This window comes from Bradyrhizobium sp. CCBAU 53421, from assembly GCF_015291625.1.
In the GTDB taxonomy this organism is placed as follows: Bacteria; Pseudomonadota; Alphaproteobacteria; order Rhizobiales; family Xanthobacteraceae; genus Bradyrhizobium.
The window spans coordinates 463,915-477,028 of the sequence record NZ_CP030047.1 but is presented as its reverse complement, the minus strand read 5'-3'; the positions used below and the strand labels follow the sequence as shown (position 1 = coordinate 477,028).

The window sequence follows — 13,114 nt, the reverse complement described above, 5'->3', positions numbered from 1 at the left end:
ATGCCGATCGAATACTTGGAGCCGCGAGACTTTCGTCCCGTCGCGGCGATGCCTTTCGCTGCGGCCTGGTGGTGTCCAGACAACCTATGTCCCGCGATTGAACCGGTCTTGCAGAAACACTACGATCTCGGCCGAAGTATTCGTGCTTGGCGCTGCGTCCTCGTCGGCGTAAAAACAAGACATGGATACGGGACCTAAAATCGCCCAGGTCGCGGCACTCATCGGCGATCCGGCGCGCGCCAACATGCTCAGTGCGCTGATGGATGGCCGAACGTTGACTGCCACCGAGCTCGCCTATCTGTCCGGCGTGGCGCCGCAGACAGCGAGTGGCCATCTTGCGAAACTCAGCGACGCCGGATTGCTTGCGCTCGCAAAGCGGGGCCGACGACGATATTTTCGCCTGGCCTCTCCGCACGTCGCGCGCGTGCTGGAAGGCCTCATGGTCGTGGCGCAGGACGGCCCCGCCCGGCAGCGCAATCTCTGGCGCGGCGGAGAGACGCTCCGACACGCGCGGACGTGCTATGACCACATGGCCGGCCGCATCGCCGTCGCAATCGCCGACCGCCTTGTCCAACAGTCGTTTATTCTGCTCGACGAGGATGGCGGACAACTCACCGATGCCGGTCGGTCATTCTTCGATGAGTTCGGCGTCGATCTTCGCCTCGCCTCCAAGCGCCGCGTGTTCTGTCGCCCCTGTCTCGACTGGAGCGAGCGCCGACCGCATCTGGCCGGCGCGCTCGGCGCTGCCATCCTTCATCACGCTCTCGAGCACGATTGGGTCGAGCATGTCAGGGATAGCCGTGCGCTCGTCGTGACGCCTGCTGGTGTCAGAGATCTCGCCACAACGTTCGGCATCGAGGGCGCACTCCCGAGGGATGGACGCGAAGGGCAGGTTGCATCACTGTCCAGAGGCCGGGTAGCGGTTATCTCGGGTTGAGTCAGCTCCAACGCGTCCGATACCCGAAGCCGGCGGACCGGGACGAAGCCAGGAACGCCTGGTAGGCGGGGAAGTCGTCGACAACCTGCGCACGGAGCGTCAGGCGAGCGGTCGAGATCGTTGGAATGTCAGGGGGCTGTGGCCCTACGCTTCCACGAAGCTTCGGGGAGACACCCTTCGCCCTGGTCTGAAAGGGTGGCCTGCCACCTGAAGCCCGGCAGGGCGCAGGGTGGCGGAGAGGGAGGGATTCGAACCCCCGATAGGCTTGCACCTATGCCGCATTTCGAGTGCGGTGCATTCAACCACTCTGCCACCTCTCCAGTGGTCCGGGTGATTTGCGCCACCCGAGGTCGGGGCGTGTTCTAGGCGAGGATGGCGGGCCAGACAAGGCGCTGCAATAATATTTCCGTCACTGGCGCATCGCCCCATCGAAGCACCGGGGCAGCGCGAGAAAGCGCGGGGAAACAACGCGCTAGCTGGACGGTTCTGGTCCGGTCGGCGCGCGGGCGACGCAGAACAGCAGGAGCGGCCCCATGGAGCATGTGACGATTCGAGCCAATGGCGCGGCGTTCCACGTCGCGCGGACCGGGAGCGGCCCGCCGCTGCTGCTGTTGCACGGCTGGCCGGAATTCTGGCTGACCTGGAAGCCTGTTATGGCGCGCCTCGCCGACCGCTACACGCTGATCGCGCCCGATCTGCGCGGCTTCGGCGACAGCGACAAGCCGCAAGGCGCCTACGGCCCCGATCAGCATACCGACGACATGCTGGCGCTGCTGGACGCACTCCGGATCGACAAGGCCGGCGTGGTCGGTCACGACGTCGGCGGCGCGGTGATGCAGCCGCTCGCCCGCAAGGCGCCGGAGCGCATCGCCGGGCTGTTCTTGTTCGATTTCGTCTATCCCGGCATTGGTCCGCGGATGGCCGCGCCCGACCGGCTGAATCACATCTGGTACCAGTCGTTCCATCAGATGGAGATGGCGCCCGCGCTGGTCGGTGCTAGCAGGGACAGTTGCCGCATTTATATCGGCCATTTCCTGCACAACTGGACGCACCGCAAGGCCGCGTTCGACGACGTGATCGAGGACTTCGCCGACAACTTCTTCAAGCCCGGCAACCTCGCCGGCGGCTTCGCGCATTATCGCGCGTCACATGCGGGCCGCGTGAGGATGATGCAGGGCGAGGCCCCCGCGCTGCCGCCGATCACGGTGCCGACCTGCATCCGCTGGGCCGAGCACGACCCGCTGTTTCCCTATGCCTGGACCGACCGGTTGGGCGAGACCTTCTCCAACATGGATCTGAAGATGTTCCCCGATGTCGGGCATTTCCCGCATCGCGAGGACCCCGACCGCGCGGCTAGCGAGATCGCCGGCTTCTTCGCGCGGATCAATTGGAGGTAGAAAGTGGTGGGACCGCCAGGACGCGACAAAAACTGGCGGTCCCGTGCCGCTTTCCAGTATTGCTGGCCGGGAAGTGCGGCTTCGCCGGTCGGCGGGAGCGACACGGCCCACGGTAGCGGCCGGCGCCGGATCGGCAACGCGAACCCGATTTTAACCTAACCGGTCAACCTTACCGCGCGATCGCCACCGCGCGCGAGCTCAAGCGTCGGCCTTTTTGGCTTTTTTGGCCTTCTTCTCGTCCTTTTCGTCCTCGCTGTCCTTGTCCTTCTTTTCGGCCTTGTTCTCGCCCTTGCCGTTGTCCTTCTTGCGATTGGTGTAGCGGGCATTGCCAAGCCCGGTTCCGATCGTCAGCACGCCCCAGCGCGTGACATCCTGCATGAACGGCACCTCGGCCAGTCCCTGCGTCACGCCGTCATTGTGCATCACGATCGCGGTGTCATGATCGCCGATCTGCGGGATTGCCTCGACCAGGCTCGCCGGCAGGTTGAACTTGCTGCTCTCCCAATTGCCCGGCAGGTTCTGCGCGCCCTTTTCGATTCCGCCGTCCTCCTTGATGACGCCGGGACAGGCAATGCCGATGAACGGCGCGAGCCTGAGATTCTCCTTCTCGGCGACCGCGATCAAATCTTTCAGCATCTTCACCAGCCGCTTCACCGCGCCCTCGCGGGTCGGCTCGTCATCGGCGTGACGCCACAGCTCCGATTTCCACACCGCCGCCTTGGACAGATCCGGCGCCTTCTTCCAGCGCGTCTCGACCACGCCGCAGCGGATATTGGTGCCGCCGATATCGACGGCGAGCACGCCGTCATGGGCCTCGAAAATCCACGACGGCGCCAGATGCAGCGTGCCGATGAGCCCGGCATCATCGGGATGAAAGCGGATCGGCACCATGTCGACCTTGAAATCCTCCGACTTCAGGATGATGTCGGTGCGCGCGATCGCGAGCTCGCCGAGCCTGGAGTCGCGAAAGCCGCCGCCGACCACGATGCGCTCGGTCTTGGCCCAGGCCTTGGTGTTGAGGAAGCGCCGCGTCACATAGGCGAGCTCCTGGGCAAACTCCTCGATCGCGCTGTGCACGACCGCGGAGGCCTCGGTGTCGTCGCCGACCAGCATCTCGTCGAGTTTCTTCTTGCTGATCTTGTCCGACGGCTCGTCGCCGAACGGATCCTCGCCGGACTTGCGCAGCGGCTTGCGCCAACGGTCGAAGATCTTGCGGAAAGCGCCCTTGGAGGCGCGATCGCCGAGAAAACCCTCGTCGTCCTTCAGCTCGATGTTGAAGCTGTCGATGTCGACGGATGGCAGCCGCGCGGCACCGTGGTGCGCGATGCCTGTCGTCAGTCCGGTGTCTTCGGCCATTCGCCTGCCCGCTTGAGGTTCCCAGCACTAACAACCGGGAACTCAAATGGTTGCGTCCCGCAAAGCCAGCGCCTGGCCCGCGGGACGCAATTATCGCGGGGGCCTCAGGCCGCCTTCACCCCGTAACGCGCCGCAGGCGAACTGCGCGACAGGTTCGGTATCAGATTCTGGCGGGCTGCCTCATAAGCCTGCCAGTCGGCGGCCTCCGGCAGCGACGGCACGGTGAAAACCTCGCCCTGGTCGAAGCCGGCGAGCGCGGCATCGACCATGTCTTCGGCCTTCATCACGATCTCGCCGGGCAGATGCGCGACCGGCGTGCCGGCGATATCCCAGAACTCGGTGGCCGTGGCACCGGGCAGCACAGCCTGGACCCGGATGTTCTTGTCCTTCAGCTCGTGCTGCAGCGAGTGGGTCAGCGCGAGCACGAAGGCCTTGCTGCCGCCGTAGACGCCGTTGAGCAGTTCCGGCTGGACGCCGACGACCGAGGCGATGTTGATGATGGTGCCGCCGCCGCGCGCCACGAATCCCGGCACTGCCGCATAGGTCAGGCGCATCAGCGCGTCGACGTTGAGCGCAATCATCTCGCTCATCTTGTCGATGTCGGATGCGAGCAGCGGCGCGGTGGCGCCGACGCCGGCATTGTTCACCAGCACGCTGATGCCGGCATTGCTGCGCAGAATGGATTCGACCCGCGATACATCGCCGCGCTTGGTGAGGTCGGCGGCGACGATCTCGATCGATCGGCCTGTCTCCGTCGCGAGACGCTTGGCGAGCCCATCGAGGCGCTCGCGGTTACGTGCGACGAGGATCAGATCGTAGCCACGCCGTGCGAGCCGGTCCGCATAGATGGCACCGATTCCGGACGACGCACCGGTAACGAGCGCCGTTCCTTTGGCTGACTTGGTCATGCTGGTCTCCTGTTTGACCCTGGACGGCCGATTTTGGCCGCCGGTCAGGTTCTACAGGCCCCCTTGCATGTCTCAAATGTCATATATACACCTTTTTAGGACACAGATTGCCGTTGGAGAGTGCCATGCAGGAGATCGGCTTCGTCGTCTTCCCGGAGTTCCAGGTGATGGGCTTCACCGCCATCACCGCCTTCGAGGTCGCCAACCTGATCGCAGGCCAGCGCTTCTATGAGGTCACGCTGCTGTCGGAGAATGGCGGCCCGGTGCGGTCGTCCGCCGGCTTCAATGTCGAGACCGAAGCCTTTGGCGCGCGCAGCTTCGACACGCTGTTCATCGGCGCCGGCCACGAGCTTCATCCGGCATCCCCAAAACTGATCGACTACATGCGACGCGCGATGACGACCTCGCAGCGTGTTGCGGCGCCATGCATCGGTGCGTTCTCACTCGCTGAAGCCGGCCTGCTCGACGGCCGGCGCGTGTCCACGCACTGGCAGTTCGCCCCGGAATTGCAGGCGCGATTCCCCGGGCTCAAGGTCGAGCAGGACCGCATCTACATCGTCGACGGGCCGATCTGGACCTCGGCCGGCATGACCGCGACGATCGATCTGGCGCTGGCGATGGTCGAGCATGATATGGGCGTCGAGGTCGCCCGCTCGGTGGCCCGCAAGCTCGTGGTCTATCACCGCCGCACCGGCGGCCAGTCGCAGTTCTCCGCGCTGCTCGAGCTCGACCCGAAGTCCGACCGCATCCAGAACGCGCTCCACTACGCCAAGGCGCACCTGCGCAACGAGCTGTCGGTGGAGGAACTGGCCGAGGTGGCACGGCTCAGCCCGCGCCAGTTCAGCCGCGCCTTCCGTTCAGAGACCGGCCAGTCGCCGGCCAAGGCGATCGAGCGGCTCCGGGTCGAGGCGGCGCGCGAACTGATCGGCGACGGCCGCCATTCGATGGACGAAATTGCCGTCGAAACCGGCTTTGCCGATCGCGAACGGATGCGGCGGGCGTTCCTGCGGGTGCTGGGCCAGCCGCCGCAGGCCATCCGCCGGCACGCGCGGGCCGCCGTGCAAACCGCGGCCTGACGGCCGATCCGGGACCAAAACCGCGCCAAACCCTTCATTTTTGGCCGGTTTTTGCCCTGCTTTACCTTGACTCTCGGTCGATTGCGGCTATAAGTCCGCCCATCCGGCGCGGGGATTTCTCGCGCCGATCGTTTTTGTGCGATCCAGTTTGGGAATTCATTCCCTTCGCGCGAAACACATAACCCATAGCGACTGAACAAAAAGCCGACCCGGGCGAACCGTCCGAGGCCGGAACCGAACACGAAGGAATCAAACGATGTTCGCAGTCATCAAAACCGGCGGCCGGCAGTACCGTGTCGTTCCGAATGATGTACTCGAGATTGGCAAGATCGCCGGCGATGTCGGCACGATCGTGCAGCTAGGCGAAGTTCTGGTGCTCGGCGGTGACACGCCGGTGCTGGGAACGCCCACCGTGGCAGGCGCCACCGTTGCGGCCGAAGTGCTGCAGCACAAGCGCGGTGCCAAGGTGATCGCGTTCAAGAAGCGTCGCCGCAAGAATTCACGCCGCAAGCGCGGCTATCGCGACGAGCTCACGGTGCTTCGCATCACCGAGATCCTCGCCGATAACGCCAAGCCGACCATCGGCCCGCGGCCGAAGAAGGAAAAGGTCGCAGCGCCCGCCGATGGCGAGGACGCAGCACCGAAGGCGGCCAAGAAGAAGGCGCCCGCAAAGGCCCCGGCCGCTAAAAAGGCTCCGGCGAAGAAGGCCGCGGCCAAGGCTTGAGAAGAAGTGATCGTCGCGCTTCCAGATGTGAAGCGTGACAAAACGTGAAATGATTCCGTCAAGGAATTGATCTAGAGATCAAAGCGAAGTCGGAGACGAGCTATGGCTCATAAAAAAGCAGGCGGTTCATCGCGCAACGGACGTGATTCCAAGGGCAAGCGCCTTGGCATCAAGGCGTTCGGTGGCGAGCGCGTGATCCCCGGAAACATCATCGCGCGTCAGCGCGGCACCACCTGGCATCCTGGCCTTAATGTCGGCATGGGCACCGATCATACTCTCTTCGCCAAGGTCGAGGGTCATGTCGAGTTCCGTGCCAAAGCCAATGGCCGCACATTCGTATCGGTTATTCCGATGGCAGAGGCGGCCGAGTAGACGGTGGACACACATGAGTCCGCCGGGTCCTGTTGAACCGGCGGAGTCGCAAAGGGCTCCAAGGGGAGGCGGGATGACCGGCCTCCCCTTTTTGTTGCGCGCGATCCGGTTCGACCGCGCGCAACGTTCCAAGCGTTGCGTATCGATTTTTCGCATCACAGGAGCTCGACATGTTGCAGGACATCCCGACGCCGACCTTGCGCGAGGCAAGAGCTTGCGTCCTCGAGACCGAACGGCTGACATTGCGCAAGCCGACGCTCGCGGACGTAAAAGCAATCGCACGCCTCGCCAATGATCGCCGCATCGCGGAGAACACCCGCCGCCTGCCGCATCCCTATACCCAGGACGACGCCATCGACTTCGTGCGCGCGCTCGGCGCGGGCGGCCGCGAAACCGTTTTCCTGATCGAGAACAATCACACGCCGATCGGCATGGTCGGCGTCGACTGGCGCGAGGAGACCGCGGCCGAGCTCGGCTACTGGCTCGGCGTCGATTATTGGGGCCAGGGTTTTGGCACCGAGGCCGCGCGCGCGGTCATCGACTACTTCTTCGAGGAATTCGATCTCGATCAGCTGATCGCCGGCGCCCGCGTCGTCAACCCGACATCGCGCAACATCCTCGAGAAGTGCGGCTTCCAGTGGAGCGGCGTCGAGCTGCACCGCTTCGAGGCACTGGGGTCATCGAGCCCGGTCGACGCCTTCCGCCTGTCACGCGGCGTCTGGGCCTCGCTGAAGAGCTGGAACAACTCGACCCGGCGGGAGAGCTAGCACCCGTCATTGCGAGGAGCAAAGCGACGAAGCAATCCATCTCTCCGCTTGCGGCGCCATGGATTGCTTCGCTTCGCTCGCAATGACGGAATTTTGTCGAACAACCCTATGCCGGCGGATTGATCGCGGAATCCGTGCGTCCGAGCTGCTGCTCGCGCACGAAGATGTAGAGGCCTGCCGCGATGATGATCGCGGCGCCGACGATCGTGGCCCAGGACGGCACATCGCCGAACACCACGAAGCCGAAGATCACCGCCCAGACGATCATCGAATACTGGTACGGCACCACCACGCTTGCCGGCGCGAGCTTCAGCGAACGATTGACGCATAGCAGCGCCGCGACCGAGATGATGCCGGCGGTGAAGAACAGCACGAGGCTGCCGGCTGATGGCGTCACCCAGCCGAACGGCGAGAGCACGAGACCCAGGATGAACGTGCCGCCGAATTGCGATGTCGCCAGCACGATATCGGGCGTCTCGCGCAGCGAGCGGGTGATCAGCATCAGCACCGCAAACGACAGGCTGCCGCCAAGCGCGATCATCGCCGGCCAGCTGATGGTCTGCGCCGATGGCCTGAGCGCGATCAGCACCCCGCAAAAGCCGACCAGGATCGCGGTCCAGCGCCGCCAGCCGATATGCTCGCCGAGCACGAGGCCCGACATCGCGGTGACGAAGATCGGTCCGGCGAGGTAGTAGGTGATAACGTCGGCGAGCGGCAGATAGACGGTCGCCAGGAAGAACGCGGCGACCTCCAGCGTCGACAGCGTGACGCGCAGCAATTGCAGCCACGGGCGCTCCAGGTGCAGGAAATCGGCGCGCCGCTTCCACACGATCGGCAGCAGCACGAGCAGCGCCGCGCAGGCGCGCAGCCACAGCAATTGCCCGACCGAATAGGTGGCGACGATGAATTTGCCCATCGCATCGCCGAACGAAAACATGAAGATCGACAGCAGCATCAATCCGATGCCGGCGAGCCGCGCCGATCGATCGTCGTAGGAGGACAGTTTTGCGAACAGGCTCATGAATCGACTTGCGCTTTTGTTCCCGAGTCGTCCGGTTTTAAAGACGTGGGTGCCCGGGACAAGCCCGCCCATGACGAATTGAACGGATTGCCGCACCTGCACTGCTGCGATACCGGTAGCTCATCCCGGCAACAAAAAGAGCAGGAAACGCCGCATGAGCGAATTCGACCCCACCCAGCATCGCATGGTCCCCGCGCAGCGCTGGTTCGAGGATTTCGTGCTCGGCGAGCGCTTCGTGATTCCGAGCCGGACCCAGACCTCGGCCGTGTTCGCTGCGTTCCAGACCGCCAGCGGCGACACCCATCCGATCCATTACGACGTCGAATATTGTCGCACGCGCGGCATGCCCGATCTGCTCGCGCACGGCTTCCAGACCCTGGTGCACACCGCGCCCGGCGCCGGGCTGTTTCCCTATGTCGTGGAGGAGTCGCTGGTCGGCTTCCTGGAACAGTCGAGCAAGTTCCTGAAGCCGGTCTATGCCGGCGATACCATCTACCCCGCGCTGGAGGTGATCGAGCTGTCACCGGGCAAGACCACCGGCGTCGTGACCTTGCGCTCGACCGTGCACAACCAGCGCCGCGAGCTGGTGCTGGAGGGGATGCAGAAATTCCTGGTCCGGAGGCGGCCGAGCTAAGAGCATGATCCGGAAAAGTGTGAAGCGGTTTTCCGATAAGATCATGCTCAAACAAGGAGCTTGGGCCGCAAAAAGGCCCGAAAATTAAGGCTTTTCGCCGAAGTCAGGGCCTTTCCGGGTTGCCGCCGCAGCCCCCCTGCCCTAACTAGTACGGATCATGAAATTTCTCGATGAAGCCAAGGTCTATATTCGCTCGGGCGACGGCGGCAACGGCTGCGTCGCGTTCCGGCGCGAGAAGTTCATCGAGTTCGGCGGTCCCTCCGGCGGCAATGGCGGCCGCGGCGGCGACGTCATCATCGAGTCCGTCGACGGGCTGAACACGCTGATCGACTACCGCTACCAGCAGCACTTCAAGGCACAAAAAGGCACCAATGGCATGGGCAAGGACCGCCATGGCGCCAACGGCAAGCCGATCGTGCTGAAGGTGCCGGTCGGCACCCAGGTGTTCGACGAGGATCGCGAAACGCTGCTGCACGACTTCACCGAGCTCGGCGAAAAGTTCGTGCTGGCTGAAGGCGGCAATGGCGGCTTCGGCAATGCGCATTTCAAATCCTCCACCAACCGTGCGCCGCGCAACGCCAATCCGGGCGCGCCGGGCGAAGAGCGCTGGATCTGGCTGCGGCTGAAGCTGATCGCCGATGCCGGCCTGGTCGGCCTGCCCAATGCCGGCAAATCGACTTTCCTGTCGGTGGTCAGCGCGGCGCGGCCAAAGATCGCCGACTATCCCTTCACCACGCTGCATCCGCAGCTCGGCGTGGTGAATTACGGCGGCCGCGAATTCGTGCTCGCCGACATCCCCGGACTGATCGAAGGCGCGCATGAGGGCGCCGGACTCGGCGACCGCTTCCTCGGCCATGTCGAGCGCTGCCGGGTGCTGCTGCATCTGGTCGATGCGACCTGCGAGCATGCCGGCAAGGCCTACAAGACGGTGCGCACCGAGCTCGAGGCCTATGAAGGCCAGCTCGCTGACAAGATCGAGATCGTCGCGCTCAACAAGATCGACGCGGTTACGCCCGACGAGTTGAAGAAGCAGAAGGACCGCCTCAAGCGGGCGGCGAAGAAGACGCCGCTGCTGCTTTCAGGCGCGACCGGCGAAGGCGTGCAGGATGCGTTGCGCGCGCTGGTCGAGGTGATCGGCGAAGCGCCGGTATCCAACAAGGCCAAGAGCCAGGCGGAGCCGTGGGCGACGCCGCTGCCGCAGGGTTGAGCGGCACATCGATCTCTCAAGCCACGTCGTGGCGCCTCTTGCTTCCACCTCCCTGCCAGACCGAACCCATGAAACGCCCCGCGCTCAAGAACTTTCGCCGCATCGTCGTCAAGGTCGGCTCGTCGCTGCTGGTCGACTCGCAGGCCGGCGAGGTGCACGCGTCCTGGCTCGCCGCGCTGGTCGAGGACATCGCAAAACTCCACAAGCGCGGCTGCGAGGTCATGGTGGTGTCGTCGGGCTCGATCGCGCTCGGCCGCAGCCGCCTGAAGCTGCCGCGCGGTCCGCTGAAGCTCGAGGAGAGCCAGGCTGCGGCCGCGGTCGGCCAGATCGCGCTGGCGCGGATCTGGTCGGAGGTGCTCGGCCATCACGGCATCGGCGCCGGGCAGATCCTCGTGACGCTGCAGGATACCGAGGAGCGCCGCCGCTACCTCAATGCGCGCTCGACCATCGCCAAGCTGCTGGAGTGGGGCGCGGTGCCCGTGATCAACGAGAACGACACGGTCGCCACGACAGAGATCCGCTACGGCGACAATGATCGCCTCGCCGCCCGCGTCGCCACCATGGCGAGCGCGGATCTGTTGATTCTGCTGTCCGACATCGACGGCCTCTACACCGCGCCGCCCGCGCTCGATCCCGACGCCAAGCTGATCCCGGTGGTCGAAAGCATCACCTCGGAGATCGAGGGCATGGCCGGCTCGGCCGGCTCCGAACTGTCGCGCGGCGGCATGACCACCAAGATCGAGGCCGCGAAGATCGCGACCACCGCCGGCACCCATATGCTGATCGCCTCCGGCAAGATCGAGCATCCCTTGCAGGCGATCGCCGACGGCGGCCGCTGCACCTGGTTCCTGACCCCCGCAAATCCGGTCACCGCGCGAAAACGCTGGATCGCGGGCTCGCTCGAGCCGAAGGGCACCTTGACCATCGATGCCGGCGCGGTGGCGGCGCTGCGTGCCGGCAAGAGCCTGCTGCCGGCCGGCGTGACCCGGGTCGACGGCCAGTTCGCCCGCGGCGATGCCGTGGTGGTGCGCGGCCCCGACACCCACGAGATCGGCCGTGGCCTCGTCGCCTACGACGCCGAGAATGCCGAGAAGATCAAGGGCCGCTCCTCGCCCGACGTGATGGCCATCCTGGGCATCAGCGGCCGCTCCGAGATGATCCACCGCGACGATCTCGTGATCGGCCCGGCCGGGGCGATCCCGGCCAAATAGGCCTTGGGTCGGCCATTGGCCGAGCGGGGCGGCCTGCCGCCCACCTGCCATGCCGGTTCCGCGCCTCGCCACCCCTCAATTGCCATGCTAGAACATGGCCTTAGTCCAAAGCTGGTAGTTTCATGAGCGCCCCCCTGAAGGCGATCGACGGCAACGCCGATCTCGCCGCCCTGATGACCGACCTCGCCGCCAAGGCGCGCGCTGCCGCGCGTGTGCTGGCGCTGGCGCCGCCGGAGCAGAAGAATCGGGCGCTCGCCGCGATCGAACGCGCGATCCGCGCCAACGCGCCGGCGATCCTCGCCGCCAATGCCGAGGATGTCGCGGAGGCGCGGGCCGGCGGCATGACCTCCGCCTTCGTCGACCGCCTGACATTGACGCAGACGCGCGTCGACGGCATGGCCGATGGCGTTGCGACCGTGCGCGAGATCATCGATCCGGTCGGCGCCGTCACCGAAAGCTGGCAGCGTCCGAACGGCATGACGATCGAGCGCGTCCGTGTGCCGCTCGGCGTGATCGGCGTGATCTTCGAGAGCCGCCCCAACGTTGCCGCCGACGCCGGCGTGCTGTGCCTGAAGTCCGGCAACGCCGTGATCCTGCGCGGCGGCTCCGACAGCTTCCGCTCCTGCCGCGCGATCCATGATTGCCTGGTGCAGGGCCTGCGTGAAGCCGGCCTGCCCGAGGCCGCGATCACCCTGGTGCCGACCCGTGACCGCGCGGCCGTCGGCCTGATGCTGACCGGACTGAACGGCGGCATCGACGTGATCGTGCCGCGCGGAGGCAAAAGCCTGGTCGCACGCGTCGAGGCCGAGGCGCGCGTTCCGGTGTTCGCGCATCTGGAAGGCGTCAACCACATCTATGTCGACGCCAGCGCCAGACTCGATATGGCCAAGTCGGTGGTGCTGAACGCCAAGATGCGCCGTCCCGGCGTTTGCGGCGCCGTCGAAACCCTGCTGATCGATCGCAACGCCGCCGCGACCAAGCTGAAGCCGCTGGTCGAGCTGTTGATCGATGCCGGCTGCGAGGTGCGCGGCGACGACATCGTGCAAAGCGCCGATGCCCGGGTGAAGCCCGCGTCCGACGAGGACTGGACCACCGAATACGAGGACGCGATCATCTCGGCGAAGATCGTCGATAGTCTCGATGCAGCGATCGCGCATATCCAAAATCACGGCTCGCATCACACCGATGCGATCGTGACGGAGGATGCCGCTGCCGCGCAGAGATTCCTCAACGAGGTCGATTCGGCGATCGTGCTGCACAACGCCTCGACCCAGTTCGCCGACGGCGGCGAGTTCGGCTTCGGCGCCGAGATCGGGATTGCCACCGGCAAATTCCACGCCCGCGGCCCGGTCGGCGCCGAGCAGTTGACGAGCTTCAAATACCGCGTCCACGGCACCGGGCAGACACGGCCGTGATCATTGTCGCACGCGCACGGTAGACCCTTGCAGCAAGCTTCCACCGTGCCGCTATCCGCAGCGCAGGCGCTTCCGTTCTACACCAACGG

Annotated in this window: 13 protein-coding genes and 1 tRNA gene; 10 read left to right on the top strand and 4 right to left on the bottom strand. The window is 65.1% G+C overall.

The genetic code is table 11. The features are described 5' to 3' along the window. Positions 1–244: 244 nt before the first annotated feature. Complete coding sequence (locus XH92_RS02290; RefSeq protein ID WP_246788177.1) at positions 245–937, top strand: helix-turn-helix transcriptional regulator; 693 nt, start codon at positions 245–247, stop codon at positions 935–937. 230 nt (positions 938–1,167) lie between these two features. Here the strand turns inward: XH92_RS02290 and XH92_RS02285 are convergent. Next, positions 1,168–1,257, bottom strand: a tRNA-Ser gene (locus XH92_RS02285). Between the two features lie 213 nt (positions 1,258–1,470). Here XH92_RS02285 and XH92_RS02280 point away from each other — a divergent pair. Beyond that, positions 1,471–2,334: an alpha/beta fold hydrolase gene (locus XH92_RS02280; RefSeq protein WP_194457783.1), complete on the top strand. Its 864-nt coding sequence runs from the start codon at positions 1,471–1,473 to the stop codon at positions 2,332–2,334. A gap of 198 nt (positions 2,335–2,532) precedes the next feature. On the opposite strand, the gene XH92_RS02275 is transcribed toward XH92_RS02280, so the two are convergent. Beyond that, positions 2,533–3,690: an ROK family protein gene (locus XH92_RS02275; protein WP_194457782.1), complete on the bottom strand. Its 1,158-nt coding sequence runs from the start codon at positions 3,688–3,690 to the stop codon at positions 2,533–2,535. Between the two features lie 104 nt (positions 3,691–3,794). Continuing rightward, a complete protein-coding gene (locus tag XH92_RS02270; protein WP_194457781.1) occupies positions 3,795–4,598 on the bottom strand; it encodes an SDR family oxidoreductase in 804 nt (267 codons plus the stop codon). Positions 4,599–4,723: 125 nt separating this feature from the next. Between XH92_RS02270 and XH92_RS02265 the strand changes: the two genes are divergently transcribed. The 4 genes from XH92_RS02265 (at position 4,724) to XH92_RS02250 (ending at position 7,537) form a co-directional block, all read left to right on the top strand. Further along, complete coding sequence (locus XH92_RS02265; protein WP_194457780.1) at positions 4,724–5,674, top strand: GlxA family transcriptional regulator; 951 nt, start codon at positions 4,724–4,726, stop codon at positions 5,672–5,674. Positions 5,675–5,930: 256 nt separating this feature from the next. Further along, positions 5,931–6,398 carry a 50S ribosomal protein L21 gene (gene rplU, locus XH92_RS02260; protein ID WP_050424272.1) on the top strand — a complete coding sequence of 156 codons (468 nt, stop codon included), beginning with the start codon at positions 5,931–5,933 and terminating at the stop codon, positions 6,396–6,398. A 102-nt stretch (positions 6,399–6,500) separates the two neighbouring features. Beyond that, entirely contained in the window at positions 6,501–6,770 is a 270-nt protein-coding gene (gene rpmA / locus XH92_RS02255; RefSeq protein ID WP_016847848.1) for a 50S ribosomal protein L27, read from the top strand. A gap of 170 nt (positions 6,771–6,940) precedes the next feature. Then, positions 6,941–7,537, top strand: coding sequence for a GNAT family N-acetyltransferase (locus XH92_RS02250; protein ID WP_194457779.1), 597 nt, complete (start codon positions 6,941–6,943; stop codon positions 7,535–7,537). A gap of 106 nt (positions 7,538–7,643) precedes the next feature. Here the strand turns inward: XH92_RS02250 and XH92_RS02245 are convergent, their stop codons facing one another. Then, positions 7,644–8,558: a DMT family transporter gene (locus XH92_RS02245; RefSeq protein ID WP_194457778.1), complete on the bottom strand. Its 915-nt coding sequence runs from the start codon at positions 8,556–8,558 to the stop codon at positions 7,644–7,646. A gap of 154 nt (positions 8,559–8,712) precedes the next feature. Between XH92_RS02245 and XH92_RS02240 the strand changes: the two genes are divergently transcribed. The 4 genes from XH92_RS02240 (at position 8,713) to XH92_RS02225 (ending at position 13,025) form a co-directional block, all read left to right on the top strand. Further along, the gene (locus XH92_RS02240) at positions 8,713–9,192 is read left to right on the top strand and encodes a MaoC family dehydratase (RefSeq protein ID WP_024583284.1); all 480 of its coding nucleotides are present in this window, start codon (positions 8,713–8,715) and stop codon (positions 9,190–9,192) included. 157 nt (positions 9,193–9,349) lie between these two features. Further along, positions 9,350–10,399, top strand: a complete 1,050-nt coding sequence (obgE, locus tag XH92_RS02235; RefSeq protein ID WP_194457777.1) for a GTPase ObgE — start codon at positions 9,350–9,352, stop codon at positions 10,397–10,399. Positions 10,400–10,467: 68 nt separating this feature from the next. Beyond that, the gene (gene proB / locus XH92_RS02230) at positions 10,468–11,610 is read left to right on the top strand and encodes a glutamate 5-kinase (protein WP_194457776.1); all 1,143 of its coding nucleotides are present in this window, start codon (positions 10,468–10,470) and stop codon (positions 11,608–11,610) included. A gap of 122 nt (positions 11,611–11,732) precedes the next feature. After that, the gene (locus XH92_RS02225; RefSeq protein ID WP_194457775.1) at positions 11,733–13,025 is read left to right on the top strand and encodes a glutamate-5-semialdehyde dehydrogenase; all 1,293 of its coding nucleotides are present in this window, start codon (positions 11,733–11,735) and stop codon (positions 13,023–13,025) included. Positions 13,026–13,114: the final 89 nt, after the last annotated feature.

Excerpts from the sequence above, each read along its gene's own strand:
- XH92_RS02290 (WP_246788177.1), top strand. The coding sequence starts at position 245 with ATGCTCAGTGCGCTGATGGATGGCCGAACGTTGACTGCCACCGAGCTC.
- XH92_RS02280 (WP_194457783.1), top strand. The coding sequence starts at position 1,471 with ATGGAGCATGTGACGATTCGAGCCAATGGCGCGGCGTTCCACGTCGCG.
- XH92_RS02275 (WP_194457782.1), bottom strand. The coding sequence starts at position 3,690 with ATGGCCGAAGACACCGGACTGACGACAGGCATCGCGCACCACGGTGCC.
- XH92_RS02270 (WP_194457781.1), bottom strand. The coding sequence starts at position 4,598 with ATGACCAAGTCAGCCAAAGGAACGGCGCTCGTTACCGGTGCGTCGTCC.
- XH92_RS02265 (WP_194457780.1), top strand. The coding sequence starts at position 4,724 with ATGCAGGAGATCGGCTTCGTCGTCTTCCCGGAGTTCCAGGTGATGGGC.
- rplU (WP_050424272.1), top strand. The coding sequence starts at position 5,931 with ATGTTCGCAGTCATCAAAACCGGCGGCCGGCAGTACCGTGTCGTTCCG.
- rpmA (WP_016847848.1), top strand. The coding sequence starts at position 6,501 with ATGGCTCATAAAAAAGCAGGCGGTTCATCGCGCAACGGACGTGATTCC.
- XH92_RS02250 (WP_194457779.1), top strand. The coding sequence starts at position 6,941 with ATGTTGCAGGACATCCCGACGCCGACCTTGCGCGAGGCAAGAGCTTGC.
- XH92_RS02245 (WP_194457778.1), bottom strand. The coding sequence starts at position 8,558 with ATGAGCCTGTTCGCAAAACTGTCCTCCTACGACGATCGATCGGCGCGG.
- XH92_RS02240 (WP_024583284.1), top strand. The coding sequence starts at position 8,713 with ATGAGCGAATTCGACCCCACCCAGCATCGCATGGTCCCCGCGCAGCGC.
- obgE (WP_194457777.1), top strand. The coding sequence starts at position 9,350 with ATGAAATTTCTCGATGAAGCCAAGGTCTATATTCGCTCGGGCGACGGC.
- proB (WP_194457776.1), top strand. The coding sequence starts at position 10,468 with ATGAAACGCCCCGCGCTCAAGAACTTTCGCCGCATCGTCGTCAAGGTC.
- XH92_RS02225 (WP_194457775.1), top strand. The coding sequence starts at position 11,733 with ATGAGCGCCCCCCTGAAGGCGATCGACGGCAACGCCGATCTCGCCGCC.